The following is a 26,041-nucleotide window of genomic DNA, read 5'->3' as shown; positions in this document are numbered from 1 at the left end:
GTTCTACGCACTCCATTGTTCAAACTATTCTACAAGCCCAGCTTATTCCCCTTCTCGAGCCGCACGATCTGCTGTTCTCCGCTATCTGCCAGCTCTCTAAACTGGTTAATGGTTTCACGCATTTTAGGAAGAGCTTCCTGCTTATACGTACTGATCGAATCTAAAGCGGATAGCACATCTGTAAATGCCTGTTTTAATGTATCTACTGAAATGCTAGATTCTAGGGATTGCTTATGGATCGCCGCCCCCTGATCTTTCAACATTTTTGAGGTGCCGCTTATTAGCGTGTTGGTTGTTTGATTTAGGAGTTCAATCTTTTTCAAAACAATTCGTTGATTATAGAGTGCACTGGCCACCGTAACGGAGATTTTCAGGGCAGAAACCGTAACATTTCTAGCTCTGTCCACCCCTCTAATTAGCTCTTTATTATTTCGTATAACCACTTCAATCGCCATAATTCCCTGCTGATTTACTACCAGCATCTGTTGCAGATCCATCACACGCTGCCGCAGAGGAAACAACACCTCCTCCGTTATGAACTTTACTCTTTCTTCAGACTCATTACGTAGCTTGGCTGCATCTAGCTGAGCCTCAATCTCCTGATCCATCAGCATTCCTAGCTGAATTTCTTTCTGCAGTTTTTTAGTGAGCTCTCTAAGCGATTGCTGCTCAAACTCTAATGTAGTGTTATCATTTTTCAATACGGTTTTGCCTTTATCTAAAGAAATGATAATATCTGAGATTACAGCATCTGCTTTTTGATACTTCGCAAAATAACTCCGCAATGGGTTAAAGAACTTCCCTAGAAGACCACTTTTGGCAAAATCCACTGCGCTTGGGTCTAAATCTTTCAACTGGAGGTTTAGTTCCGTTAATCCTTTAGCTACTTGCCCGCCTTCATCCCCCGTTTTTGATAAATTCCCTACAGAAACTTGCAAAAGAGAGTTCTTGTCTGAAGACGATCTCATGGTGCTCATCCCGAAGCTGTCTATGGATTGCAGCACTTCTTTTCGCTTATCCAAAGATTCTAAATCCAGCTCCAAAATCGTCGAGACATTGGTTATCGCCATTTCCTTCAGTTGTGTTACTTCCTGTGGCTCAGGTTTAACCTGTTCTTCAATCGCTGATTTCAATTTTTCCGGACTTACCACTTCCATCGTAAAAGACATAGAACCCCTCCTAAAAGTTGTAACTTACATTTGGACATTGAGCAGGTTTCCGATTTTATAGACTACGTCATCTGTATCCGCGTTGATGTTAGCCGCTTCATTAATACTTGAAATGCTCTCCAGTGCTTTAATATTTGCGTTGTAGCCAATGGTGTAAATCGGAATTTTGTAGGTTTCAATTAAGCCCCTGATATCATTCAGTGAATGTCCTTCATTCGTCTCTCCATCACTTAATACAAAGATTAAAGGTTTGATTTCCGGGTTTATCTTCATTTCGTCTTGAAGCATTTTGAGTGCCACCACAATTCCATCAAAAGTCGCTGTCCCCCCATTCGCCTGAAGACTATCTATTGCCCCAACAAACATCGACTGCTGATTCGTGTCATATTTGCCAATTGGAAGATTTATCGTAACGTTATCGGAGTAGGAAACAAAACCAATACTATTATCTTTGCCTAAGTATTTCTGTCCTGTTAATAATGATTGCTTTAAACGATTTAAAGGCTCACCGTTCATGCTACCTGAGACATCAGCTACAAATACTGCCGCAATGGGTTTATTGCCGTTTTTCTTCTCCTTCCACAGCTTTTGAGCCGAGGATAAAAGACTGCCATCCACTGGATTAACCTCCGAATGATAGTCATTCAGTCCATTAAAACCTTTTTCCTCACCCAAACGCTGATACTTATCCTGTTCAACAAACTCCGCGAATTTCTTAATAATGTCCAGCTTCTCTTGTGGAAGATCACCTAATGCGTAAAGAGGGCTGTCATGCCTTACACCAAAAGGAGTAAATACATAACTACCCTTTAGTTCGGGGGCATTTGCGTATATTTGGTACTCTAATACAAAAGCATCCAGCTTCCCCGTTTTAGCCGCATCACGCATTTGTAAAGTAGTCGATGCGATAAAAGGTACATTCGCTTGGAATTTCTCAAAGCCCTGAACCGCTTGCTCTCCAAGCAAATCAGAGCTGTCAAACGTCCCAAGTGCAGTCACAAGAAAATTCAAACCTGTTGAGCTGGCAAAAGGATCTGTGTAACCCATAGATAATTCATTATTCGCTATCGCATCAGTAATCGTCTTAACGTTTAAAGAACCATACTTTTCTACTAACTCATCATATTTCGTTTTATTCGTGACAATACCAGCTACATTACCAATAAGACGATTGGTTATAAGCTGCGTATTCATTCCGTTCGCTTTTACCATCTCACCCCATAACTCATTGGATGGTGTAAACGCATCTGGTATATATTTACCAGACCTTATGTAATCCGTCGCTGTTCCTGAAGCAATATTGCGAATTTTTACTGAAACAGGTAATCCGTTCACTTCTATATTGGAACTATTAAAGTCTGTCGCCACTTCATTAAGCCATCCATCATTACCCGTTCCTGATTTCTCTGTGGATGAAAAGATTTCGACAAAGCTATCCGTTGTATTGGTTACTGATATAGGGAATTTAGAAATATCCGGTAAGGAATCACCAATCGCTACAGGATCAAGGTCGATTTGTCCTTTAACTTGCTCCGCGATATTTACGTTAATTTTTTTATAAAGTTTTTCCAGCCGCTTTCCTGCATCTTCTGACGAAACCTCAGTAGTGGTTTTACCTAAATTAGATGTTAAGGTGATCCCAAAGTACACAAGAGCAAAAACTACAACTGTTATAATCCCAAGGACTAAAAATGTTCTCCCTTTCCTAGCCATTCGCATCTTCCTTTCATTGCTTATAGAATTTCGTCTGTTTGATCAATTCATCGATCTCCTTCATACAAGGCATATCTTCAACATCTTTATAATTCGTACTGTCTAAAAGCGATATTTCGAGAAGTAATTGATCTAACTTCAGCAAAATCTCTTCGTTTGCACCGAGATAACCTGATACATAAGCCAAGTATTCATTGTATAGCGCTGTTTTTTTCTGCACCAATTTATCCGAGAACTGCGCAGGTCTCTGCTGACTGGCAAAAAGGGAGAATTCCGAAGTGTCAAAAACACTTAACTTATTAAGTATCCCTCGGATATTCAGATAGAAAAGCTTCTCTACTTCATAACTGACCGCACCAAACTTCTTGTAGCTTAGCTCCGATTGCTCAAATCTCTGACCCAGGACAACCATTAACGTGTTTTTCTTCTTTTCCATCCGAATGACCTGATCCAAAGCCAGTGTAATGTCCTTCTTCAGCATCTTTACATTTTTGTATTGCGTGAGCGCTGCTATATAATCCTCATGCGTCTTTATCTCTTTTACAGGTGGAACCACCGAAGCTTTAAACAGCAAATTATAACTTCCATAAAGGACAACAAGAAGACTGATCACTACTAATGTCACGCCAAAGGAAGTCTCTAGAACGCTTACTCCCCCAATTTCGACCCCTAATAACCCTGGTGACAAAACGATAATATTCAGTAACACCACGCCAACTATAAGTCCTAATAGCTTTACGGATCTCGCACCGTTCAACATAAACACCTCCCTAACCGATCCGGTAACTTTTTCCATCATTTGCTTTATTTTATCAGAAACTAACTCACCATACTCCTTTTATTTACAAAAAAACTAATTTTCCGCAGATGATCTCTGCCCCTCATTGATTCACTTCTATGTATATGGAAATATTTCTGTGATTACATCCCTAATCACAAAAAAACCTTAACAGGCCCAAGCCCATTAAGGTTAAGTAAACTCATTTATACCCAAGCGTCATTCGAATAGCCTCGTTGCTCCCAGTATCCTGTATGCTCTCCCTCGATCAGTTCAATCCGGTTCAGCCACTTCACTGACTTGTAAGCGAACATTTTGGGGACAATTAGCCGAACCGGTCCACCGAGATCGCTCGGAATCGGTTTCCCATCATGCATCACTGCGACCATAACATCGTCCATATCCGCCTGCTCCAGCGTAAGGGTATCTGTATATACTCCATCCCCTGAGTAGAACTTCACTGTCTTTGCAGTGGACTTCACACCAGCCAGTTGTAGTAGATCCTTCAGCTTGATGCCCTCCCAGGTATTCTTATAGACGGACCAACCTGTCACGCAGTGAAAATCACTCACTTGAACCGTCCGTTGCAATTGAACGAATTGCTCCCAATTCCATGTAAAGCTCTGATCAACAAGACCATCCAACTTAAAGGACCAATTATCGTTCGTGAACTCAGGAATAGGGGTTACAGTATAAACACGGAATTGACCCTGCGACCCACCTCCAAGAGGCGGTGACGATGCCGCCAGTGGCTGCGGTGCTGGCAACAGCTGATTGCGGTCATTCTCGATTAATTTATCGATCGTTTCGCTGCCACCGATGTTTCCAATCGAGCTGCCTAACCATTTTACAAATGAGGGTCCGATCGTAAGGGCAAGCCCTACACCGATCGTCCCTCGAATGAAAGCTCTACGTGTATAGACTGGCTGCGGAGTATTCTGAGATGTTGTAATAGCACTCCCCTCGCTCTTGATGGTCCGACGATTCGGCTCCTTCAACCACTTCACACGAGTCAATGAGTGATAGATAATGTAAGGCAGTCCAATCCAAGTCAGGACATCATGAACGACCAATGCAAGATTAGATACTTGCGGTCCTACCGTACGAAACTGCCATAACAATACACCAGAAACGAACCACCCAAGCAACAGGAACAGCACAACAAGTACATTGAACCGCTGCCAAGGTTTTTCCTTTAGCTGTTTCCAATGTTTACTGGCCAGCAGAAGATAATAGATCACTGGAAGGATAGATGCAATTCCTACCACAATATGCAAGCCTTTAATCCATACCCTGCCTTCACCGAGGAAACCTCGCCAGAAACCGCCTACTAGCACAAGCCCAGTCAAGGCCAATATCACGACGATCCAGCCGTTCCAGGTGTGAAGTGCACGCAGCTTTTTCCCGTATCCCTTACGTAGCCGACCAAGCAAATCACTCATAGCTTAGCCTCCTCCTCATATGAATGATCCCGCATCCGATTAAATTTAGTCCAATAAGGTTAGAAAGGACTTTGATGCAGCAGAGAGTGGAACCCCTCGAAGAGTCGCTATCCCGATGTTACGCTCTGGAAATGGCGGATCTAAAGGGATTTCTACAAGCTCCCCACTTTTTAATTCTTCCCTTACATAATCACGAATAACAAAAGCTAGACCAAAGCCACGCAAAGCGAACTGAACAAGAAGATCTACACTGCCTAGTTCAAACTCTGGTGTTATCGTCACATGATTGGAGGCAAGAAACCCATCTATATATTTTCTAGTGCTGCCTCCTGGCTCCAGAAACAACAATGGGTACTGCTTGATGTTTGAAAGCGGCATCGTATTATCCGCTAAATGACGGAAGCCCTTGCCTCCTACAAGACAATCTTGGAGCCGTGTACTCTTACGAAATTCAATCTGCTTGTCAGATGCCGGTAAGCTTACGATGCCGAAATCAATTTTGCCTTCTTTTAAAAGCGTGAGCGTTTCCGGTGTTGTTCGATTCGTAATATGAATACGTACGTTAGGATATTGTTCATGATATTGCTCGAGATAAGATAACAAGTAATATTTGCAGAGGGTATCACTTGCACCGATATGAATCTCCCCACTATTTAAATTGTTCATTTCAGCAATCGCTCGCTCACCCATCTCGACATTCTGAAAGGCTTGCTCAATGAATCGCAGCAGTACTTTTCCTTCTGTTGTTAGATCCACCCCTCTAGAGGTACGGAAAAATAAGGGGCCGCCCATCTTTTCTTCCAATTGCTTAATCGTGTGACTCACCGCGGGTTGTGTGATATTCAGCCGTTCTGCTGCCGCAGTTAAGCTGCCTGTTTGTGCTACCCAATAAAAAGAGCGATACCATTCCAAGTTGATGTCCATTCCCAAGTCATTACCTCACCTTATAATAGATATTACATATATCAATTTTTCTAATGTTATATCTAGCATTATACTTAGAGCTGTAGCCAATCACAAGCTTGGGAGGTAATCACTTGACCGTAATCGCAATTGTAGGAGCTAACTGGGGAGATGAAGGCAAAGGAAAAATGACAGATGTACTAGCCGCTCAATCATCCTATGTAGTTCGTTTTCAAGGTGGAAGTAATGCTGGGCATACTATCATTAACCAGTATGGAAAATTTTCGCTTCATATGCTGCCTTCTGGTGTATTTTACCCTTCAGTTACAAACATTATTGGACCAGGAACAGCTCTTGATACAGAAGTATTAGTAAAGGAATTACAAGCATTAGCAGATAGAGGGGTTCCACAGCCGAAGTTGTACGTGTCTGAGCGTGCTCAAATCGTACTTTCGATCCATCGTTTGTTTGATGAGCTGGAAGAGGAACGACTTGGGTCACAAGGGTTCGGTTCAACCAAACGAGGAATAGCGCCATTCTACGCGGATAAATATGCGAAGCTCGGGATACAAGTTGCAGATTTGTTTGATCCCGCCCGACTTGAGAAACGTCTCGAACAATTACTTGCTTCAAAAAATGTATTGCTGGAGCATTTATATAAGAAAGCCCCTTTCCAAGTCTCGGAATTAATGACTCAGTTACAAAAGGAAGCTGCGCAATTGGCACCATATGTTGCCAATACAACAGAAATACTACAAGAAGCTTATGCAAAGGGAGAAACGATTCTACTTGAAGGGCAATTAGGCGCTCTGCGCGATCCTGATCACGGTATATATCCTTACTCTACCTCTTCATCGACACTTGCCGGATACGCACCTGTCGGCGCGGGTCTACCTGCGGCTGCCATCACGAATGTTATCGCTGTAACGAAGGCATATTCAAGCTGTGTTGGTGCCGGACCTTTTGTATCTGAATTAGAAGGCCCTGTAGCGGATGAACTTCGCACACGAGGTGGCGATGCTGGGGAATTTGGAGCAACAACGGGTCGTCCTAGACGTATGGGTTGGTTTGATGCAGTAGCTACACGCTATGGTTGCCTGATGCAAGGTGCAACGGAGGTTGTGCTGACCAATCTGGATGTTCTTGGTTATTTAAATGAGATTCCGGTTTGCGTTGCCTATGAACTTGAAAATGGGGAAATCACCGACAAGTTTCCAGCAACAAATAAGTTAAACACAGCAAAACCGATAATAACGTATTTATCTGGCTGGAACTGCGATATTTCCCATATCACAAACTTCGACGAGCTGCCAGAGCAAGCTAAAAGTTACGTAGACTTTATTGAAACGTCTATTGGAATACGTATTTCTACTGTTTCTGTGGGACCTAGACGTGATCAGGTCATTCATCGTACGCTGAAATAATTTCATATCAAGCATAGTGTGAAATTTATACTTTCTTATATTTCAAAATAAGGATGCCTAGTTGTACCTACATGCAAAATGCATATAGCTGCAACTAGGCATCCTTGCGTTACTCTTTTACACCAACACTGCATCCACTTTCGTCTGAGGCGCCTTGTCACAACGCTTACAAACCTTAACGACTGATCCGTCCGTTTTTCTTTTTGGATAAAGCAGTTTGATCCGTGTGCTCTGACAGACCGGACAAGTACCCCGACCCCTGGATGGTAAACTCCACAGTGCATGTCCACGTTTTGACTTTGCCATGAATAAACCCCTCATTTCGGTCAATAAATAGTCAACATTTCATTCTGAAAGTGCTTCTTTCAAAAGATATGCTTCAGAGACAGGCTCTATGACTAAATCAATGATGAGGCGTTCGAATATATGAAAAGGACGCCCGGTGATGAACCTGAAGGCGTCCTTTGATTTAAAATGAAGTTATAGTTCCCTTACATTAATTTGTGTAAATCATAGAGACAACACCATTTGTAAAGGTTACGTAATTATAATTTCTATATTGCCAAGTCTCAACTGTAATTCCACTGCCGGATAGACTTGATTTATCAATTGGAGTGCCCCAGCTTAATTCTACTTGCTGCTTCGTCATCCCTGTCGAAATTGTACCCGCCTTGATTTTGGCCCAAATCGCATTAGACCATTTATAGATTTTGGTAGGATCAGACGTAAAGAAATACTCTTTGTTTGCCAGATCGCGAGTGACCTGATTGTATTCCATATCATAAGAATTCACAATTTTACCTGATGCCAATTGAAAAGAAATCGAAAACTCATTATCGTCGTTCACAAGAATATCAACAATCGTTGCTTTTTGGAATTTATAGTCGGAATCATACTGGTTGAACCAATAAGTCTTTCCGATTAGCTTGGCGAGGTCACCTTGAGATTCTCTTTTGGCTATTTTTAACGTATTTTTTGTGTACGCAAATAACTCAGCTTTACCGAAATTGATGTTCAAAGACTCATAATGAGCACCAAAGTCCAATACTGCTCCCAATGCTGTTTTTAAGAGGGTAGCAGGGAATACTGCTCCTCCATCCACGGTTTGCACTTTACCACTCATTTTCACCTTATTCCCATTCACCATAGCAATATCGCTGCCCAGTTGAAGCTGAATAGGCAAATCCCCTACACGAATACTAAAAGTCTTAGTGGCTGTATTCGTCTGAATAGTTGCACCTAAACTCTTAAAGGTAGTTTGTACAGGCAAATACATCGTGCCATTGATTAATACACCTGTTTCGATGTCCTTATCAGCACTGATAGATAACTTTAACGTTTTGGAATTAGCTCCTGAACGTACGGTTACATTTGTTTCGCCAACGGCTAATGCTTTTATTGAACCATCAGGCAGCTTTTGCAATAAGTAAGGCTTCTCAATAACCATATCTGCTTGAGACAGTGGAACACGTTCGGATGAGCCATCTGGACCTTTTGCAAAAATCTGCACTGGAACCTTGTCACCAACGGTCATCTCCGTATAGTCCATCTTAAAGATTAGATCATCGTTGTTTTGAGTCGTAGTCTCTGCTTGTACACTTGTATCTGCTGCCTTCGCTGTATGAATTGGACCAAACATAGATACTGCCAGCGCTGCAGTGATGCCCCATTTAATCATTTTCATTTCCAAAATCCCCCTCTAGTAAATAAACCAATATTACTTTATCACAATTCCACTATTTTTGTAGATAAAAATGGAAGGTTGTTAAGCTTATATTTTTATAATGTGTAAATATTATGAAAAATAAAGGAAATTACATGGATCTACAAGAAGTTACAGAGTACGTATAACAGAGTCTTTGTAATCGTATTAGGCGGTAGCAACTGAAGAACAATTAAAACTTAAACTAGGAGTGCTATATTCATGGAAATAGTATCGAACCGATTAATTTTAAGAGATTATACAAGCAGTGATTCTTCTTTTTATGAAGAACTAGAACAAAATCCCCTATCCTACAAATATGAGAACACTGCACCTGATGCAAAACAAATTAAAGATGACTTCCTTTCGATCTTGTCTCAAGCAACAAGTGATCCACGGCAATATTATGATCTTGCAATATGTACAAAGCTGGATATGAAGCCCATCGGTAATGTCAGCATAAAGTTAAACTGGGAAGAAATCAGAGAATGGGAAATCGGTTGGGTCCTACTCCCGGACTATTGGAAAATGGGATATGCAACTGAATCCGTGAAGTCCCTGATAGGTTATGCCTTTAGCTCTCTTAATGCACATAGGGTTGTTGCTTATGCCAACGCCGAGAATGTGCAATCTGAGAAAGTAATGATTAGAGCAGGAATGTTAAAAGATGGGGTTCTTAGGGAGACTAGATTCTGTAATCAGCAATGGTGCAACGAGATCGTCTATTCCTCTTTAGAGCAGGAGTGGGCTAATATTTGATGGTTTAAAACTGATTAGGGAAAAACTCCCTATAAAAAGTCGATATCCGCTAATAATGAATGAAATTAGGGAATTCCTCCCTATAAATCAGGCTAATTCTTTTGATTCTCATCAAATCAGACGAATTTAGGGGAGGTTTTCCCTAATTATAAGTCTGGCAACCAATATTCTCAGAATTAGAGGGAGAAATTCCCTAATTGTTCTATTGAAACTTCACTTGGAACTTCACTCGGATCATCATTTGGAACGTCATTTACAGGATAACAAGAAGAGCCGCTCCCAAGTAGTACAAAAACTACTTTTGGAACGGCCTCTTTTCTTTACACTATCAACTCACGTATAACTTCAACCTCATCCCTGCTCATTTCAACGAATCCAAGGGATGTATATAAGTTCGAAGCACGTTCGTTCTCTATTCGATGTCCAATAACGATTTTGTCGCAGTGATATTCCGCTTTTATAGTGCGAATCAAGGCATCCATTCCGGTTCTACCGAATCCTCTATTCTGATATTTCTGATCAATCATAAAAGCCATAATCCAATAACTTCCGTCCTCAGGATCTACGGCATATACTGAGAATCCTACCAATTCTTCATCTGCGTATAAAGCCAGCGGAGTCATTCCGCAATAAGCCGATTCTGCTAACCAATAGACTACTGGTACAGGAAAAACCGTCTTTTGCTCATTGGACACCTCTAATTGCGTACAGGCATACCAGTTATTCTCAGTGATTGTCTTCAGCGCAATATGTGGATGAAAGCCATTCCGAATACGATCACAGATTGCTTCTAATTTAGCTTTAAGCTGTAGTGCCCATTCCGGACAAATAGAAACGTCCAAATTCTCTAAACTTCGAAGCAACCTAGCGAATCCATATAAGTCAGAGAATCTTTGGAATTCTGGCAATAGCTTGATATATTCATCGTCCAGCCGCTTTATTGATCTATATCCATTAATAAAAAGATCGATGTTCTTCTTGCTCTCATCATCATTCTGTTTGGATAGATCTCTTAATGCTGATGTGATATCCATCGCAAACCAGTGATACATAGAGTCATCAAAGTCGATCGCACTATATCGAGACGTCTCTTTCATATAAAAGATATTGTCTGTCTCAAAATCAAAATGGATCAGCCCCGTATGCCCTACGCCAAAAGAGAGCTCACTTAGCCACGCCTCAATTCGTTCATATTCCTTAAGCGCTTTATGCTCCTCGGGGTGTCTTCTTAATACGGATAAAATAAATTGAAGCGAATCGACCCAGCTTTTACGTGCGGGTGTGCTCGGAGCATAAGTCTCAGATAAATTATGCAATCTCGCGAGCGTTTGACCCCAATGTTGGAACTGCAGCTCCGACATCTCTTCAAGTGGAACGTACTCCCCTTGGGCTTGTTCAAAAACAACCCCGTGATATTTACCATTTCCAGTTGAAAGGGTCTCAATCCACTTCCCTTGCTTGGAGCGTACTGGCTCTACGGTCTCATAGCCCTGTTCCAATAAGTACATCATAAAATCTAGTTCAGCCTGAATATTCTCTGCGGTATTATCCTCTTCATGAGTAAACCTTAAATAATAGTGCTTATTATTCCATTGAAACATATAAATAAAATTGCTACTTGCTCTCACAAGCTTCAAAGTTCCAGGCTCATGATTCCAATACTTGATCATCTCTTTGGCGGGTAGATCGTTCTCTGTTCCCCGTACCAAGTTCATTAAATTCATCATTTCCGATAGTGCCTCCCGTAGTCATTGAGAGGTGTTCTTCCCTTACGAATACTGACCTCTCTCGGACTTCATTGTGGTGTTGTTGGTAATCAAACATCATCACTCCTTATAAACGGATTAGGGACCCCAGAAAGATTCGATCTTTACTCTCGTCCCCTTTAACATTATCGGTAAATTATTCTATTTAATCAAGAGATTTAGATAAAGCCTTCATTACTAGATGAAAGGGATGGGACTCCGTACTCCCAGATCTGTAATGCCGCACCGATCATTCCACAGAAATTGCCACGATAGGCTGCTTCAATGCGGACGCCTTCCAGCATTGATGGCATCGTTCTCGTAGCCACTTCTCTTCTTATTCCTTCGAATAATAGCTCGCCTGCTTCAGCCACTCCACCACCAATAACAATAACCTTTGGGTTAAAAATATGAATAAAAGAAGCGAAAGCAGCTCCAAGCGCAGCAATTGTTTCTTCCATTACTTCTGTAGCTAGACGGTCTCCTTCCCTCCATCTCGCGATCACGTCTCGTGATTCTAAGTTATCAAGTGGCTCATTGTTTAAAGTTAGTTTTTCCCGCATTCGACGAGCAATGCTTGTGCCTGACGCATAATGTTCTAAGCAGCCTTTCCCACCACAAACGCATGTCGGCCCTTTGAAATCTACAGACATATGCCCTAACTCTCCAGCCCCACCCCAAGAACCATGAACAAGGCGACCTTCTACAATAATTGCTCCGCCTACACCCGTTCCAAGTGCAAGACAGATAAAATCTTCTACACCTATACAAGAACCTAAATATTTCTCTGTTAATGCCAGTACATTCACGTCATTATCTACGATTACTGGAAGCTGGAACTGAGTCTGAAGCAACGCTTTCAAATCTGTCCCAGCATAGCCAGGAATAAGCTCAGAGGCTGAGCGAATACTCCCCGCCTCCCAATCGATTTGTCCTGCCGTTCCTACACCAATCCCTTTAAACTGCATGCCTGCATGCATCGCTGTAACCTCATTCATTAGCTTTTGAATAGCCTGAATAGCTCGGTCCACGGTCTTCGTTAACCCAGCCTTTGTGCTCAGACTTACAGTATGTACTACGTTCCCCTGTGGTGTAACGAGTCCAGCATTAATTTTCGTTCCCCCGATATCCACTCCGACAGCATATTCCATTAGAGGATCATAATCTTCTAACACGGACTCGCCTCCTTAAGTCTCAGCAATCGCTCACGGCTTTGACATAGCGTGATGTGATTAATTGTGGCCTTGTAATCGCACTTCCTACCACGACATAAGATGCCCCAGCCCTCTTAGCTCTCGCCGCATCTTCCGGAGTCCATATACGTCCCTCCGCAACTACAGGAATATTCACGAACTCGCATAATTGCTGTAGCAAGACAAGATCTGGTCCTTCTTGTTGTGTGCTGTATGGTGTATAGCCCGAAAGTGTTGTACCAATAAAATCTACACCTAATTCTTCCGCTGCCAGTCCTTCCTCCAAAGTCGATATATCTGCCATTACAAGCACACCCATTTGATGGGCATATGCGATTAAAGGCTTAACCGACGCTAAGCGACCTTCCCGATTCGTAACATCTAATGCAACAATATCCGCTTTAGCGGACACGATTGCTTTCACCTCATCCAGAGTTGGCGTAATAAATATGGCTGATCCGGGAATATCCCGTTTAATAAGTCCAATAACCGGTACATTTACTTCTTCTTTAATCGCTAGAATATCTGGAACCCCATTCGTCCGAATTCCAATTGCCCCTGATTGAACCGCCGCTCTTGCCATTTTTGCCATTGTATCTCCACCATGAAGCGGCTCATGCTCAAGTGCCTGACATGACACGATCAGACCTTTCATCGGAAAGATATCGCTCATTTGAGTCATCATAAACCCTATCCCTTCGCTTCAAGAATATACTCTAATATTCTATTGTTGAGAGCTTCCACCCGATCCTGATCCGAAGCCTTGATGGGTAAAAGTGGCATTCTCGGTTGGCCCGTTTCAAATCCACGCAAACTCAGAATTGCTTTGCATGCACCATATAATGATGGAAAGGATAATAATTCTACAATGAGATCATTGATAATGAACTGCCATTTCTGCGCCTCAGCCATATCGCCTTGCCCATAACATTGTTCTACTTTTAAAAATAGCTCGGGCATAACCCCGTAGGTTCCACCAATCCCACCATCTGCCCCAATGCTGCGGCCAGCTAAGTACTGCTCATCTGGTCCATTCAATACAAGAAAATCATTTCCACCTGCTGCCTTAAACTGCTGAAGCTCAAATGTACTTTCTGCTGAAATCTTCACGCCAATCACTTTATCCTGCGCGGCCATCTTCACTAACAAGCTTTTCGATAATTGAAAGCCTGTCGTTTGCGGGATGTGGTAGATAATAAATGGAAGTGAAGTACTATCAATAATCGCCTGCCAATGACTTTCAACACTGTTTGGAGACAAACGATAATAGATAGCTGGAACAGCCGATACCGCATGTGCGCCAACTAATTCAGCATGTACTGCTAGCTCAACACTGTCTCTTGTAGATGGAGCACCTACATGAGCAATGATCGTAAGCTCATCTCCTACTTCCGCTATAACTGCTTCGAGCATTTGTTTACGCTCTTCTACCGATTGCAGCATGCCTTCGCCTGAGCTGCCGCCAACATAAAGTCCTTTCACACCTGTAGAAGCATAATGACGAGCTAATTTGCGTGCCGCTTCTTTATCTATATTCCCCTCGGCATCATAACTGGAGTACAAAGCGATAATAATGCCTTTAAAAGCTTCAAGATCATATGATGTCATAGATAATAGCCTCCATCGTTTAAATCACTATTGTTAATTTACGTTGTTATGAGAATTGTTAACCCTTAACAGCACCCATGGTAATCCCTTGTGTGAATGCCTTTTGAAACATTAGGAAAATCGCAATCATAGGAATAGAAGCTAACGCAGCACCTGCCATAAGCAGTCCATAGTTCGTTGTGAATTCGCCTCGAAGTGTCGCAACCCCAAGTGGTAAGGTCATCATCGAAGTAGATCGTGTCATGATTAGCTGGCTGAAATAATCGTTCCATGAAGTAATAAAGGTGAATATAGCCAGTGCACCAACTGCTGGTTTCAATAACGGTAAAATGATCGTTCCGAACAATCGAATTTCCGAGCTGCCGTCAATTTTTGCCGCTTCAATCAACTCTCCCGGAATCGTCTGCGCGAACTGTTTCATCAAAAAGACTCCAAATGGCCAGCCAATCGCCGGTAAAATAAGCCCTTTATACGTATTGACCCAACCAAAGTCTGCTAACATCGTAAACAGCGGAACGAGAATAACTTGCTTAGGCAATGCCATAGCGGCAACAAACATCGTGAAGATAATTCCTCGTCCTGGAAATGATTTCTTTGCGAGAACATATCCGGCACAGGAGGAGACAATACAGATCGCAGCCATTTCTGCAAAAGCAATAATAAAGCTATTAAACATCCAGCGTTCTACTGGATTCTTAAATAATTCTGTCCAGTTCTGTAACGTCGGCTTTAACGGAAACCACTCCGGTGGGATGGTCGTTGCCACAGTTTGAAGTTTAAAGGCCCCCGACACTACCCAGTAAAAGGGAAATACAAAAAATAATGTAGCCAAAATCAATAGGATTGTAGCGATTATTTTTGGAATCGTTAATTCTTTTTTCCATGCGCTTACTTTCTTAGACTGGATAATAGGTGCTTTCAGTTCTAATGGATTCGTAGAATTCATGATGTCCCCTCCTTAATACTCAACATCGCTGCCAAAGTATTTGAATTGAATGATTGAAATGATCCCAATTACAATTGCGAGTATGACGCCCATTGCAGAGGCATATCCGAAATGACCTAGCATAAAGGCTTGTTCATATACACCATACATAACAGTTGAAGTGCTATATACAGGTCCACCTGAGGTAAGGAGTTGAATCAGTGCAAAACACTGAAAGGTATTAATCGTGGTAATCACGATAATATATAAGTTCGTTGGCATCAGCATCGGCCATAATATTTTCCGGAAAATTTGCCAAGGGGTTGCTCGATCTATCTCTGCGGCTTCAATATAAGAAGTAGGAATGTTACCAATGGAGGCCACATACAAGATGATCGGTTGCCCTACAGAAGTCGTTATTAAGACCACGATAATTGCAAGTAATGCGGTTCTTGTATCCCCAAGCCATGAAACAGGCTCCATTCCAAATAAACCCGTCAAATAATTCAGAATTCCGTAGTTGGGATGGTAAATCCAGCCCCAAACGACTGTAATACTTACGACCGAAGATACGGCTGGCAAGTAGAACACACCTCGGAAAAACGATCTAGCAAACTCTTTTTTCTTATAAATATTCATGGAGACAAACAGTGAAAAGATAATCACGATCGGTACGGTGATCACTACAAGTAATAAAGTATTTCCCATGGACTTCATGAAATTATCATCTTTAAATAATGAAATATAATTATCGAGACCAATAAAACTAAAATCTCTCAGCGAGTAATCAAAGAAACTAATATAAACCCCTTTTATCATTGGGTAGGCTACAAACAGAAGAAAAAATCCAAACGCTGGTAATAAGAAGAGATAACTCATCATCCAGTCACGTATCACATAACCTTTAATTTTGCGTACCGTTGTCCCCACAACCTTCTCCCCATTTCTCTGATGAAAAATAATGATATTTATAGGTGCGTAGCTTTAAAATTTTCATTTTTTTAAAAAGAATAGAGTGCTTCCCGCACTCTATTCTTTTGAACACCATTCACTATTTATTTCATAGCTGCTTTTGCTTTAGTAATAGCTTCGTTCGCCTTTGTAGCAAAACTATCCAAAGCTTCCTTGCCGGTTGCGCCTCCAGTTAAAGCACGTTGTAATTCAGGGAACCAGAACGTACGAATATCTGCATATCCATCAGCAATCGTTGGTGCATCTGTCGTAAATTTACGTGCATATTCAGCGTATTTATACTCTGGATCGTCATAAAGACCAGTAATCGAATTACGAACCGAGAGTCCGCCTGTTTGAATCAAGTTTTTCTTACCCCATACAGGATCATTAGCAATAAAATCAATCAGCTTTTTGGAAGCTGCAATCTTAGCTTCATCCCCATTGTTAAATACAGCCATACCGCCCAGATATGGTTCAAGCTTTGGTTCCGAACCATCTAGTGTAGGGAATGGAAGGAGAATATCTTCGAACTGAACCATTTTTTTGGATACGTTCTGTGCTTTTAGTACAGCGGAATAGTTAAGTGTAAAGGCCAATTTCCCTTGCAGGAACAAATCGTTCACGTCAGCAGCCGCAAGTGAAGCTGCACCAGAGACACTGAGTTTATCTTTCGTAGCTTGGACAATCCAATCTAACGCTTTAGCTGCATTATCAGTATTGATAGCGACTGCTGAGTTATCTTCGTTTAAGAATCGGGATACACCTAAGTTAGCAAGATAAGCGCGAGTGCCTTGGTCTCCAGCTTGGCTCTTCGCGAAGAATCCTGTAGGAATAACGTCCGGTGCCTTTTCTTTTACAGCTTCCAATGCCTTTTTATATTCTTCAAACGTCCAAGTTCTATCTTCCTTATCCAAAGGTAGTAAATCTAGAGCGCCAATCTTTTCAAAAATAGACTTATTAACAGCCATCATAAAAGGCGCTGTGTTGATCGGGTACATAAAGATGTTGTCGCCTACACTTGACTGCTTCCAAAAAGCTTCTGAAATATCATTCTTCACTTCATCAGTCACCATGTCGTTAAGCGGTGCAAGCAAATCCTTTTTACCCCAATCGATAATCCGTCCAGGTGCATCATAGATCACATCCGGTGCGGTATTCGAAGCAATTGCGACATTCAGTTTTTCAGGGCCGCCTTCAAAGGTGATCATCTCAAGGTTTACTTTAATTTCAGGATTCTTCTCATTAAAAGCTGCAATGATTTCCTTCTCATACTTGCCTACTTCACCATCTAAAGCTTGAAAGCTCGGAAAATTCCACCAAGTAATTTCTACTGGTTTAGCAGCAACCTCAGTTGCTGCGGGCTCAGTCTTGTCAGCATTATTACTTGGTGTAACCGCTGAATTCGCTGTGTTCGTATTTCCACATGCAACTAACTGTGTACCTAAAAGTGCGACACCAACAATACTCATTAGCCCTTTTTTCATTGCTCTCATGTGCTACCCCCAATTATTTTTTGTGGAATAAAGTACTGCTCTCATTCCTTGCGCTAATCATAAATCAATTGTAAATTCAGGAGAATCCCACTCCTTTTACTTTTAGGGTTCATTTCTGACATATCCCTTCAATCCACCCCTCTTCAATGTTATAATACATTACATATTCCACCTATTAACAATTGAATTTATATTTTTTCACTTTTTCGCCTTAATGTAACCCTTTTAATCTTACATCTAATGGTATTCTCTTACGAGTGATCCACTATAATTCTAGTCTTCCGGAGGGATTTCATGTATAAATTGATGATTGTAGAGGATGAGCCATTAATACGAACGGGCTTAAAACATTACTTTGCTTGGGAGGAGCTTGGGGTCCACAGCATTATTGAAGCAGAGAATGGCAGAGAAGGAATGACCACCGCGCTACGCGAGAAGCCCGATTTGGTGATCACCGATATCCGGATGCCAGAAATGGATGGGCTTCAAATGATTGAGCAGATTCGCAATCTGCTTCCTGATACATTATTTATCATTTTGACAGGATTCAACGATTTCGAATACGCTCAGAAGGCTATACAACTAGGGAATGTACATGCTTTTTTGCTTAAGCCTTTGGAATACGAAGAAAGCCTTCTAGTAATACAAAACTGTATGAACAAGCTTCATCTAAAACGGCAAGACCGATTAAAACGTTCTAATCTGGAAGGGGCAGAGCTTGTAAAGCTGTTGCTAGAGGAAGAACATTCAGTAATAGATGATGCTATTATCCATGAACTATGTAATTTCAACAGTAACTACTATCTTTATCTCCCCTTTGTTTTGACTGGCATTCCTGTGAGAGAAACGCGCACGCAATCCACCCTATGGATGAGAGAATATGCGGAAAAGTTCATTCATTACGCAGTGGATGAGTATCTCCATGCCTCTACACCACACTCTATTTTTACATATTCATCTAAAACAAAGCTCTATGGTCTTATTGTATTGGGATCTCCGTCTTCTACTGACAACTTCCCTCTTCAAACTCAAGTACAGATACGAATCGATCAATATCTGAAGGCGCTTACGCTAGAACATCATCTAGGCCTCTATGTAGTTATAAGTAAGACGACGGAGAACCCTGCACAAATACATACATTGCTGCACGAGTCCGATCGAATGTTATATCAACGCTTTTATATGAGAGATTGCAGGTTATTCTATGTGCCACAATGGATAGAAAACTCAAATTCTCAGAAACCATCCTTAATTCAACTAGATGAGAATGATAAGAAACGGATGATCTCCTGTATCGAAAGTTCTAACGAAATAGAGACGCTCCAGCTGATGCACCGCCTGGCTCAAGATATTTTGAGTAAAACCGATGTCTCTTCTCCTGATTACTGGCTCGCATTTCTTCAGGAAATCATAAGTGTTATAATCCGCTTCGCCAATAAAAACCACATCCATATCGAAGGCGTGTACAGCGAAAAGCTCTTGAACCTCACCTTTGTGGATGATTTTGATTCACTTGAGACGCTTTTTGACTGGCTTGGCAGGTGGATGATTCATTTGGGGATTGTTTATACCGAAGGATTGACGCACAACCACCAACAGGATGTGATCATATTCGAGCATATTAAATCCTTCATTAAAGAGAATATTGATCAAGAAGTGACTCTGCAGATGGTAGCAGATCGATTCTTCTATAATCCGTCTTATTTAAGTCGCCTGTTCAAGCGGAAACTCGATAAGAACTACATGCGATTTGTAACCGAGATTCGGATGGAATATGCGCAGGAATGCTTAAAAAAACCGGAGATTCTAGTGACCGATGTCTGTACGATGTGTGGTTACAAAAGCTATAAGCATTTCGTGAAAACATTCCGAAGTATCACCAACATGACCCCATCAGACTATAGAAAACAATCAGGCTGGTGACCTAAAATGATGCAGATTGAGCAACCAAAGAGACGCTACCGGATGCGACATGTCAATCGTCAAATTTTCATGCTGATGATCCTGACCATTACCATTCCACTCCTGATCATATCCGCAATCATCTATATCTTTTCAAACCAAGCCGTCAAAAATGAATACCAGAGCAGCTCAAATCTGATCCTTAATAACCTCTCGTTCAACATTGACCAATATCTTCAAAGTATTGATAAAGGTACACTGAACGCACAGGTAGATAGCCAGCTCCAAACCGCACTTGAGCATTGGACGATCCATAAAGACGACGTCGGAAATGACCTGAATATTCAGTATGGAAACACGATTGAGCATTTCATCAGCGGGATTGAGATGACGATTAAAAATGTTGATAGTGTGCAGATTTTTTCGGGATCACGTGTGTTCTACTCTGCCAATTTCAATCGTGCGGATTATGATGTGAAGGATTATACCCAGGAGGATTGGTATTTACAGACCCAGCAGAAAAAAGGCGGAGTGATTCTATTTGGCAGCCATGTCCCCTTCTATCGCACCAATTCCAAACAATCCGTCATTTCTATTGCCCGAGTCATTAATAAAAAAGGAAGCAAGCAGCCCATTGGCGTCATGTTAATCGATATCCGATTGGATTCATTACGTGAAATCTTAAAGCTCTCGGAGAATAGCAAACGAAAATTCATTATTTTAGACGATAAGGGCGGTAGTGTTTACAGCTCAGATATCATGGAGACCTCACCCTTACAACCTATCCCTATAGAACCTCAGGCGCTTAATACTTTCATGAACAATGATACGGGAAGCTTTTATGGTACTTTTGATGATAAAGACTCGTACATTAACTTTGTTACGTCTCCCTATTCTAACTGGAAGGTCATACAGTATATAGATGAAAAAGAGATGACTAAGCAAGCCACTTTTCTCGGAAAAATCATTTTAACATTAGCGCTCTTGTCGCTTGTCACTGCGATCTTATTCATGTATATCCTATCGGAGCGTGTCACTAAGCCTATTATTCTTTTAAGCCGAAAGGTTAAGCTGGTGGGGATGGGGAACTTTGATGTGGATTTGTATAGTAATCGTCAAGATGAGTTTGGTGTTCTATACAATGGAATCCGAAAAATGGTGAAAGACCTGCAAAATTATATCGAGCGATCTTCTATGGCCAAAGCACAGCAAAAAGTAGCTCAATACGGCGCCCTTAAAAGCCAAATCAATCCACATTTCCTTGCGAATGTACTTGAATCTATTCAAATGAAAGCCATCATTAATGGGCAAAGAGAGATTGGCGAAATGGTGGGGATTGTAGGTAGATTGTTTCGGATTCATATTCAGACCGGAAAGATAACCGTAACCCTGCGAGAAGAACTTGAACACGTCCGGCTGTATGTAAAAATTCAACAATTACGTTTTGGGGACAAAATTCAATATATTGAACAGCTAGAACCTAATACCGAAATAATTAAAGTCATGCACTTTTCCCTTCAACCCATCGTTGAGAATGCTATCGTCCATGGACTGGAGTGTCGAAGTGAACAGGGTCTCCTTGAAGTCTCCTCGATGATTTCGGGGGATGACATGCTAATTATCGTTAAAGATAACGGAATTGGTATCGATGAAGAGAAACTTAAACAGTTACGTCTTCGTCTCTCTCAACCATCAGACACCCTAGATGAAGATCATATTGGTATAAAAAATGTTCATGATCGTATTCAATTTCATTTTGGTGAACCCTATGGGATCGAAATCACCAGTCAAGTAGGTGAAGGGACGACCGTGATCATCCGACTGCCAGCATAATCCTAAACATTCTGCTCAGTGATTCCTGCTTCAGGATCGAAGGTAAGCATTTTCGTTGCAATTTTATCGATGAAGAAGCGGTCATGACTGACGGTAACTACGGCTCCAGGGAAGTGAATGAGTGCTTGCTCCATCACCTGAATACTCGTCAAATCTAAATGATTCGTTGGCTCATCCAAAATAATGACAGCCGCGCCAGAGAGAAGGCATTTCGCTAACGCTACTCTGGCCTGCTGTCCACCTGACAGACTGCCGATCGTTTTGCTCAGATCCATTTCCGAGAATTGTAGCATCGATAGAAATTTGTTCACTTTTTTCCGCGGAGCATCGAGTCCCAGCCCATACACATTTACGGCATGACTGACTGTATCCTTAACATCGAGTTCGTCCCACATCTGATTGAAGTACGCATAGCTGACCCCACGTTCCCAAGTCACACCACCCGTTTCAGGCTCTTCTTGCCCAGTCAATACCTTTATGAGTGTCGACTTTCCGCTTCCGTTAGGCCCCACAATAGCTATCCGATCTTCCTTTTGAATATCGAAGCTAATGTTCTGGAATATCGTCCGACCATCATAGCTTTGTCCAATTCCCTTCACTTCACCAAGCTTATCCGGAAACCGTAAATTGCTGTAGATATCGGTGATCAGTACGTTCACTGGATGAGGCTCCACACGCTTTTTCATATCTGTCAGTTTACGTGATAGACGATCCTTCGAGGACTTTTTGTTCCCGCGGGTTTCAATGGCTTCCGACTCCATAAGTAGAAGCTCTTCTTCCCACTCGAATTGACGATCAAGCACCTTTTTGCGCATCTTCTTTTTACGAACATAGTCGGTGTAATTGCCTTCATATTCCTGAAAATGATAATTCTCGATTTCAATCGTCCGCGTGACTACTCTGTCAATAAATTGCCGGTCATGGGAGATGAGAATCATCGCCCCATTAAAACGGTGAAGCCACTGCTCCAACCATACGATCCCTTCGATATCCAAAAAGTTAGTAGGCTCATCGAGCAATACGACATCGGGCATTTCAATTAAGACTTTAGCCAGTGCTGCACGGTTCCTCCAGCCTCCCGATAATTCATCTACTGGTTGATGCCGTGATCTTTCATTGAAGCCCAACTTCGTCAGAACAGTGTTGATTTCTACAGATACATTCCAGCCATCCAAATGATCCATTTGTTCAAAAAGCGCCGCTTGCCGCTCTAAAAGTGTATTCATCTGGTCATCATCCGTCACTTGTCCAAGCTGTTCCCCGATTTGGTTAAGCTCCTGTTCGATAAGCGCTACCTGCTCAAAGCACAATTTTAACTCTTGCTGTACAGACAAGGAGCCGGAAAGCTCCGAGAATTGAGAGAAATAACTGATCTTCACATTGGGATCTAACTCTACTTTCCCTGCTGTTGGCTCCTCTTTTCCCATCATCAGTTTAAAAACAGTAGACTTCCCCGCACCATTTCGTCCGATTAACCCAATCCGCTCACCCTTGCTAACTCGAAAATATATATCTCGAAAAATCAAAGTATTCTCATATTTCTTAGTTACGTTCTCCATACGGATTACGCTCAAATCTATCACCCCTAGTTCATATAGATCAAAATACAGCTCAGAACACTCAAAGAGCTATTATAGCACTATTTTAAAAAGGACTTTATAATCATATTTAATCTTCTAGAAAACAAAAAAAGGTCGCTGTCAGCGGACCTTTTTCTGCATTACGAATCCCATCACATTCTCACTCTCATCACTTGCTGCTTATTTTTTCAAGATATCAATATACTCCTCTTTCTCGCGATCAAGCCCCGCATCAAGTTTCAAACGAATGAATTTGGGTTGATCCAATACGTTGCTGCTAAAGTTACTTATAAATCCATCCTCACTGCCACTTCCGCCAATCGAATTATTTTTCAATTCGCGCTTCCCAACCCGCGATGTCAACTCACTAGGGGTCTTTCCAAATAACTCATTCCTGATCTCCCAATTAGTTTTTAAATCCTCACTTAGCGTATATTTGACTACTATACTTAATGGAGAAAGCTCCACTTGTGCAAGATTCACTTCATGCCCGTCAATCATAAAAGGCTGATTTATAACTACCGTCTCGGTCTTTTGTTCCCAGAATTTTGGATCAATAGCGAAGCTCACCTTTAAACGATCAGAATAGCGCATGTCAGCTAGATCCGTTCCCGTTTTTGGTTTTGCTAGCATTCCTGGATCCACTGAAGCGATCTGAAAATTCGCCACCACCTCTTTTGGAAATGCTTTATCCTTATCTAGTGGATAGATAGTTTTTCCGAGCCATGTATAAATACTATCCACAGCATGTAAACCCATCCCACCTCTACCCCCATTTTTATCCACTACACTTTGTCCCGTCACAGCATCTGTAAGCCATACACTATTCACATTGTAAATTTCCTGACCACCACTTGTAGTCCCTGTATATAGCAGTATAATTTTATTTTCATCAGCGATTACAGCATTTAGAGTGATCTTATATCCGTTTTTCTCAGCGCTCTTATTCACGATTTGCACATAATCGTTTCGAATAGCAGATTCTAACGTAAGGGCATCAACATCAGATTCAGCCAGCTTCTTAAAAGGTTCCAACACACCCCAATTACTTGATTCAATACTTGTAGAGGCTTGCTGTGGCATCAATTGGGTTGGATTGAAGAAGAGTAAACCTGCAATCAAAACAGATGCAGTCAGTACAGCCATAGCGCTTCTAGCGAACATTAGCTTTTTTCCGCGCTTTTTACCTAGTTCGAGTCCTGCTTGAATGGCATAGATTTGTGCGGCTGCACTCTCCATTTTTTGCTCCTGTGGGATCCGTTCAGCATCGATTAACATGGCAAGCTCCTCCTGACTACTCATGGTTCCAATCACCCCGATTCTTAATGATCGTTCTTAACTGCTTGAGTCCTTTATGCTGCCATGTCTTGACCGTTCCTTCAGGTTTATCCAGTATGTTAGCAATCTCATGTAAGGTCATATCGTTGTAGTATTTAAGCAGCAGCACATGGCGATACTTGGGTTTAACCTGTTCGAGTGCCCACAGCATTTCCATCCGATGATGGCCAATGTGCGTAATCCGCTCTCCTATTCTCTCGTCTACAAGCGGCATAGAACGCTTTCTACGTCTTTGTTCATCTATACAGACATAAATCAGGATCCGAATGATCCATGATTTAAACGCTTTTGGATCCTTTAATGTTTTTCTTTTGATCCAGGCCCGGCAAGTCATTTCCTGCATCGCTTCAAGCGCATCATTCCGGTTACGCAAGTAGCTATAGGCAATACTGTATAGTTGTTCTCTATGTACCAATATAGAATCGTAGAAATCCGTCTCGCTCCTAGAATCAAGAATCGTTACCTTCTTCATTTCTGCATTAGTCATCGTCATATCCTTCCTTAGCCCCCTCTCCTAAACCTCTCATAGATTAAGACGGGGAGGGTATAGAAACGGTTTTTATTTATATTAACTTTTTTGGGACTGAGCACTTAAAATTATAACATTCTATAAAAAAAGAACGATAAATGTTATGATTAGTAAAATCGGACATAATCAATAGTACGCACTTAAAAGTACCATAGGTACTAAAAAGTACCTATATATTGGAGGATATCATGACAACTATCAAGAAAAAATACAATATTTCTGTTGAGGCCACACTCGAAGTAATTGGAGGAAAATGGAAATGCGTAATTTTGTGTCATTTAACTCATGGCAAAAAACGAACATCGGAACTAAAACAGTTAATGCCCGGAATTACTCAAAAAATGTTAACCCAGCAACTACGCGAACTTGAGGCCGATGGAATTATCAACCGGATCGTATACAATCAGGTTCCACCCAAAGTGGAATATGAGCTTAGTGAGTATGGTGATAGTTTAAGCGACATTTTGACTTCTCTATGTAATTGGGGAGAACAACATATCATTAAGCAATATGGCGATAAATATGCTGTTTTAGAGGACAACATTTTAAATAAATAAATTTTCCCCCAAGAAAAAAGGACAGTTAAATCAGATCGATTTAACTGTCCCATAACTTAAATTACGCCATCTCCACCTATAGCAGTTGCTGTGAATGATATGGGTCCAAATAGATTTATAGGCAAGTTGCTATCATTCTGAATTACCAATTCATAGTTGTGGATTCCAATATAAGGACCATCAACCCACTGAACATTTAATTGAATATCAGTAGTTGTAGTAAAACGAAAAAAGGAGCTATAAATATCGACTCCAGCACGTCGGATTAAAACAAGAAATTGGCTATTAGCAAGTGCAGTAAGACTAAAACTACCATTTAACTCGACTCTGCTGGAGAAAGAGGCCGGATTAGCCGGACTAATATTTACTTGCGCCGTGGCTAGACCCGCTCCAGCTCCAGGAATCCCTGCAACCGTTGTAACAGTATTAAACGGGTCTAAGGGGATTTTTGCCTGTGAACCATAACTTATATTTGTCGCCATTTATCATCACTC

Annotated in this window: 23 protein-coding genes; 5 read left to right on the top strand and 18 right to left on the bottom strand. The window is 41.5% G+C overall.

Annotation, left to right across the window (positions count from 1 at the left end; translation table 11 throughout):
* Positions 1–29 precede the first annotated feature (29 nt).
* From MKX60_RS18125 to MKX60_RS18105, 5 genes are all read right to left on the bottom strand, one after another.
* Positions 30–1,169 carry a toxic anion resistance protein gene (locus tag MKX60_RS18125; protein WP_076282825.1) on the bottom strand — a complete coding sequence of 380 codons (1,140 nt, stop codon included), beginning with the start codon at positions 1,167–1,169 and terminating at the stop codon, positions 30–32.
* Between the two features lie 24 nt (positions 1,170–1,193).
* Positions 1,194–2,882, bottom strand: a complete 1,689-nt coding sequence (locus MKX60_RS18120; RefSeq protein WP_076282826.1) for a vWA domain-containing protein — start codon at positions 2,880–2,882, stop codon at positions 1,194–1,196.
* Between the two features lie 13 nt (positions 2,883–2,895).
* Positions 2,896–3,642, bottom strand: a complete 747-nt coding sequence (locus MKX60_RS18115; RefSeq protein ID WP_341060597.1) for a hypothetical protein — start codon at positions 3,640–3,642, stop codon at positions 2,896–2,898.
* A gap of 224 nt (positions 3,643–3,866) precedes the next feature.
* The gene (locus MKX60_RS18110) at positions 3,867–5,102 is read right to left on the bottom strand and encodes a molybdopterin-dependent oxidoreductase (protein ID WP_340969085.1); all 1,236 of its coding nucleotides are present in this window, start codon (positions 5,100–5,102) and stop codon (positions 3,867–3,869) included.
* A gap of 45 nt (positions 5,103–5,147) precedes the next feature.
* Entirely contained in the window at positions 5,148–6,026 is an 879-nt protein-coding gene (locus tag MKX60_RS18105; RefSeq protein WP_341060596.1) for a LysR family transcriptional regulator, read from the bottom strand.
* Positions 6,027–6,139: 113 nt separating this feature from the next.
* On the opposite strand from MKX60_RS18105, the gene MKX60_RS18100 reads away from it, so the two are divergent.
* A complete protein-coding gene (locus MKX60_RS18100; RefSeq protein WP_341060595.1) occupies positions 6,140–7,429 on the top strand; it encodes an adenylosuccinate synthase in 1,290 nt (429 codons plus the stop codon).
* Positions 7,430–7,546: 117 nt separating this feature from the next.
* Here MKX60_RS18100 and MKX60_RS18095 read toward each other — a convergent pair whose 3' ends face one another.
* A complete protein-coding gene (locus MKX60_RS18095) occupies positions 7,547–7,735 on the bottom strand; it encodes a hypothetical protein (RefSeq protein WP_076121390.1) in 189 nt (62 codons plus the stop codon).
* Positions 7,736–7,925: 190 nt separating this feature from the next.
* A complete protein-coding gene (locus tag MKX60_RS18090; RefSeq protein WP_341060594.1) occupies positions 7,926–9,113 on the bottom strand; it encodes a stalk domain-containing protein in 1,188 nt (395 codons plus the stop codon).
* A gap of 240 nt (positions 9,114–9,353) precedes the next feature.
* On the opposite strand from MKX60_RS18090, the gene MKX60_RS18085 reads away from it, so the two are divergent.
* Positions 9,354–9,890, top strand: coding sequence for a GNAT family N-acetyltransferase (locus MKX60_RS18085; RefSeq protein ID WP_341060593.1), 537 nt, complete (start codon positions 9,354–9,356; stop codon positions 9,888–9,890).
* A 320-nt stretch (positions 9,891–10,210) separates the two neighbouring features.
* Here MKX60_RS18085 and MKX60_RS18080 read toward each other — a convergent pair whose 3' ends face one another.
* The 7 genes from MKX60_RS18080 to MKX60_RS18050 all read right to left on the bottom strand — a co-directional run bounded on the left by MKX60_RS18080 (position 10,211) and on the right by MKX60_RS18050 (position 17,808).
* Positions 10,211–11,617 carry a GNAT family N-acetyltransferase gene (locus MKX60_RS18080; protein ID WP_256721555.1) on the bottom strand — a complete coding sequence of 469 codons (1,407 nt, stop codon included), beginning with the start codon at positions 11,615–11,617 and terminating at the stop codon, positions 10,211–10,213.
* A 197-nt stretch (positions 11,618–11,814) separates the two neighbouring features.
* Positions 11,815–12,810: an ROK family protein gene (locus MKX60_RS18075; RefSeq protein ID WP_341060592.1), complete on the bottom strand. Its 996-nt coding sequence runs from the start codon at positions 12,808–12,810 to the stop codon at positions 11,815–11,817.
* Between the two features lie 19 nt (positions 12,811–12,829).
* The gene (locus MKX60_RS18070; RefSeq protein WP_341060591.1) at positions 12,830–13,513 is read right to left on the bottom strand and encodes an N-acetylmannosamine-6-phosphate 2-epimerase; all 684 of its coding nucleotides are present in this window, start codon (positions 13,511–13,513) and stop codon (positions 12,830–12,832) included.
* Between the two features lie 5 nt (positions 13,514–13,518).
* A complete protein-coding gene (locus tag MKX60_RS18065) occupies positions 13,519–14,436 on the bottom strand; it encodes a dihydrodipicolinate synthase family protein (RefSeq protein ID WP_076282831.1) in 918 nt (305 codons plus the stop codon).
* 58 nt (positions 14,437–14,494) lie between these two features.
* The gene (locus MKX60_RS18060) at positions 14,495–15,382 is read right to left on the bottom strand and encodes a carbohydrate ABC transporter permease (protein WP_081392949.1); all 888 of its coding nucleotides are present in this window, start codon (positions 15,380–15,382) and stop codon (positions 14,495–14,497) included.
* A gap of 12 nt (positions 15,383–15,394) precedes the next feature.
* Complete coding sequence (locus MKX60_RS18055; RefSeq protein WP_427468745.1) at positions 15,395–16,291, bottom strand: carbohydrate ABC transporter permease; 897 nt, start codon at positions 16,289–16,291, stop codon at positions 15,395–15,397.
* Between the two features lie 125 nt (positions 16,292–16,416).
* Complete coding sequence (locus tag MKX60_RS18050; protein ID WP_341060590.1) at positions 16,417–17,808, bottom strand: ABC transporter substrate-binding protein; 1,392 nt, start codon at positions 17,806–17,808, stop codon at positions 16,417–16,419.
* 294 nt (positions 17,809–18,102) lie between these two features.
* Between MKX60_RS18050 and MKX60_RS18045 the strand changes: the two genes are divergently transcribed.
* Both MKX60_RS18045 and MKX60_RS18040 read left to right on the top strand, forming a co-directional pair.
* Positions 18,103–19,731: a response regulator gene (locus MKX60_RS18045; RefSeq protein ID WP_076282833.1), complete on the top strand. Its 1,629-nt coding sequence runs from the start codon at positions 18,103–18,105 to the stop codon at positions 19,729–19,731.
* Positions 19,732–19,737: 6 nt separating this feature from the next.
* Entirely contained in the window at positions 19,738–21,543 is a 1,806-nt protein-coding gene (locus MKX60_RS18040; protein WP_081392950.1) for a cache domain-containing sensor histidine kinase, read from the top strand.
* Positions 21,544–21,545: 2 nt separating this feature from the next.
* Here MKX60_RS18040 and MKX60_RS18035 read toward each other — a convergent pair whose 3' ends face one another.
* The 3 genes from MKX60_RS18035 to MKX60_RS18025 form a co-directional block, all read right to left on the bottom strand.
* Positions 21,546–23,117: an ABC-F family ATP-binding cassette domain-containing protein gene (locus tag MKX60_RS18035; RefSeq protein ID WP_341060589.1), complete on the bottom strand. Its 1,572-nt coding sequence runs from the start codon at positions 23,115–23,117 to the stop codon at positions 21,546–21,548.
* Positions 23,118–23,303: 186 nt separating this feature from the next.
* A complete protein-coding gene (locus MKX60_RS18030) occupies positions 23,304–24,425 on the bottom strand; it encodes a DUF4179 domain-containing protein (RefSeq protein ID WP_341060588.1) in 1,122 nt (373 codons plus the stop codon).
* Positions 24,418–24,954 (bottom strand): sigma-70 family RNA polymerase sigma factor, encoded by a 537-nt coding sequence (locus MKX60_RS18025; RefSeq protein WP_076282837.1) that lies wholly within the window; start codon positions 24,952–24,954, stop codon positions 24,418–24,420. The genes MKX60_RS18030 and MKX60_RS18025 overlap by 8 nt, the downstream gene beginning before the upstream one ends.
* Before the next feature lie 224 nt (positions 24,955–25,178).
* On the opposite strand from MKX60_RS18025, the gene MKX60_RS18020 reads away from it, so the two are divergent.
* Positions 25,179–25,547 (top strand): winged helix-turn-helix transcriptional regulator, encoded by a 369-nt coding sequence (locus MKX60_RS18020; RefSeq protein ID WP_042187569.1) that lies wholly within the window; start codon positions 25,179–25,181, stop codon positions 25,545–25,547.
* 56 nt (positions 25,548–25,603) lie between these two features.
* Here the strand turns inward: MKX60_RS18020 and MKX60_RS18015 are convergent, their stop codons facing one another.
* A complete protein-coding gene (locus MKX60_RS18015) occupies positions 25,604–26,029 on the bottom strand; it encodes a hypothetical protein (RefSeq protein ID WP_076282838.1) in 426 nt (141 codons plus the stop codon).
* Positions 26,030–26,041 lie beyond the last annotated feature (12 nt).

Origin of the sequence: Paenibacillus sp. FSL R5-0914 (assembly GCF_038004525.1) — a bacterium.
GTDB lineage: Bacteria > Bacillota > Bacilli > Paenibacillales > Paenibacillaceae > Paenibacillus_AQ.
This window is presented reverse-complemented; position numbering and strand designations above follow the sequence as displayed.

Coding starts and splice junctions, on each gene's coding strand:
- MKX60_RS18040 (WP_081392950.1), top strand. CDS start 19,738: ATGATGCAGATTGAGCAACCAAAGAGACGCTACCGGATGCGACATGTC.
- MKX60_RS18125 (WP_076282825.1), bottom strand. CDS start 1,169: ATGTCTTTTACGATGGAAGTGGTAAGTCCGGAAAAATTGAAATCAGCG.
- MKX60_RS18020 (WP_042187569.1), top strand. CDS start 25,179: ATGACAACTATCAAGAAAAAATACAATATTTCTGTTGAGGCCACACTC.
- MKX60_RS18095 (WP_076121390.1), bottom strand. CDS start 7,735: ATGGCAAAGTCAAAACGTGGACATGCACTGTGGAGTTTACCATCCAGG.
- MKX60_RS18110 (WP_340969085.1), bottom strand. CDS start 5,102: ATGAGTGATTTGCTTGGTCGGCTACGTAAGGGATACGGGAAAAAGCTG.
- MKX60_RS18120 (WP_076282826.1), bottom strand. CDS start 2,882: ATGGCTAGGAAAGGGAGAACATTTTTAGTCCTTGGGATTATAACAGTT.
- MKX60_RS18115 (WP_341060597.1), bottom strand. CDS start 3,642: ATGTTGAACGGTGCGAGATCCGTAAAGCTATTAGGACTTATAGTTGGC.
- MKX60_RS18070 (WP_341060591.1), bottom strand. CDS start 13,513: ATGATGACTCAAATGAGCGATATCTTTCCGATGAAAGGTCTGATCGTG.
- MKX60_RS18080 (WP_256721555.1), bottom strand. CDS start 11,617: ATGATGAATTTAATGAACTTGGTACGGGGAACAGAGAACGATCTACCC.
- MKX60_RS18065 (WP_076282831.1), bottom strand. CDS start 14,436: ATGACATCATATGATCTTGAAGCTTTTAAAGGCATTATTATCGCTTTG.
- MKX60_RS18085 (WP_341060593.1), top strand. CDS start 9,354: ATGGAAATAGTATCGAACCGATTAATTTTAAGAGATTATACAAGCAGT.
- MKX60_RS18060 (WP_081392949.1), bottom strand. CDS start 15,382: ATGAATTCTACGAATCCATTAGAACTGAAAGCACCTATTATCCAGTCT.
- MKX60_RS18045 (WP_076282833.1), top strand. CDS start 18,103: ATGTATAAATTGATGATTGTAGAGGATGAGCCATTAATACGAACGGGC.
- MKX60_RS18105 (WP_341060596.1), bottom strand. CDS start 6,026: ATGGACATCAACTTGGAATGGTATCGCTCTTTTTATTGGGTAGCACAA.
- MKX60_RS18030 (WP_341060588.1), bottom strand. CDS start 24,425: ATGAGTAGTCAGGAGGAGCTTGCCATGTTAATCGATGCTGAACGGATC.
- MKX60_RS18025 (WP_076282837.1), bottom strand. CDS start 24,954: ATGACGATGACTAATGCAGAAATGAAGAAGGTAACGATTCTTGATTCT.
- MKX60_RS18050 (WP_341060590.1), bottom strand. CDS start 17,808: ATGAGAGCAATGAAAAAAGGGCTAATGAGTATTGTTGGTGTCGCACTT.
- MKX60_RS18015 (WP_076282838.1), bottom strand. CDS start 26,029: ATGGCGACAAATATAAGTTATGGTTCACAGGCAAAAATCCCCTTAGAC.
- MKX60_RS18090 (WP_341060594.1), bottom strand. CDS start 9,113: ATGAAAATGATTAAATGGGGCATCACTGCAGCGCTGGCAGTATCTATG.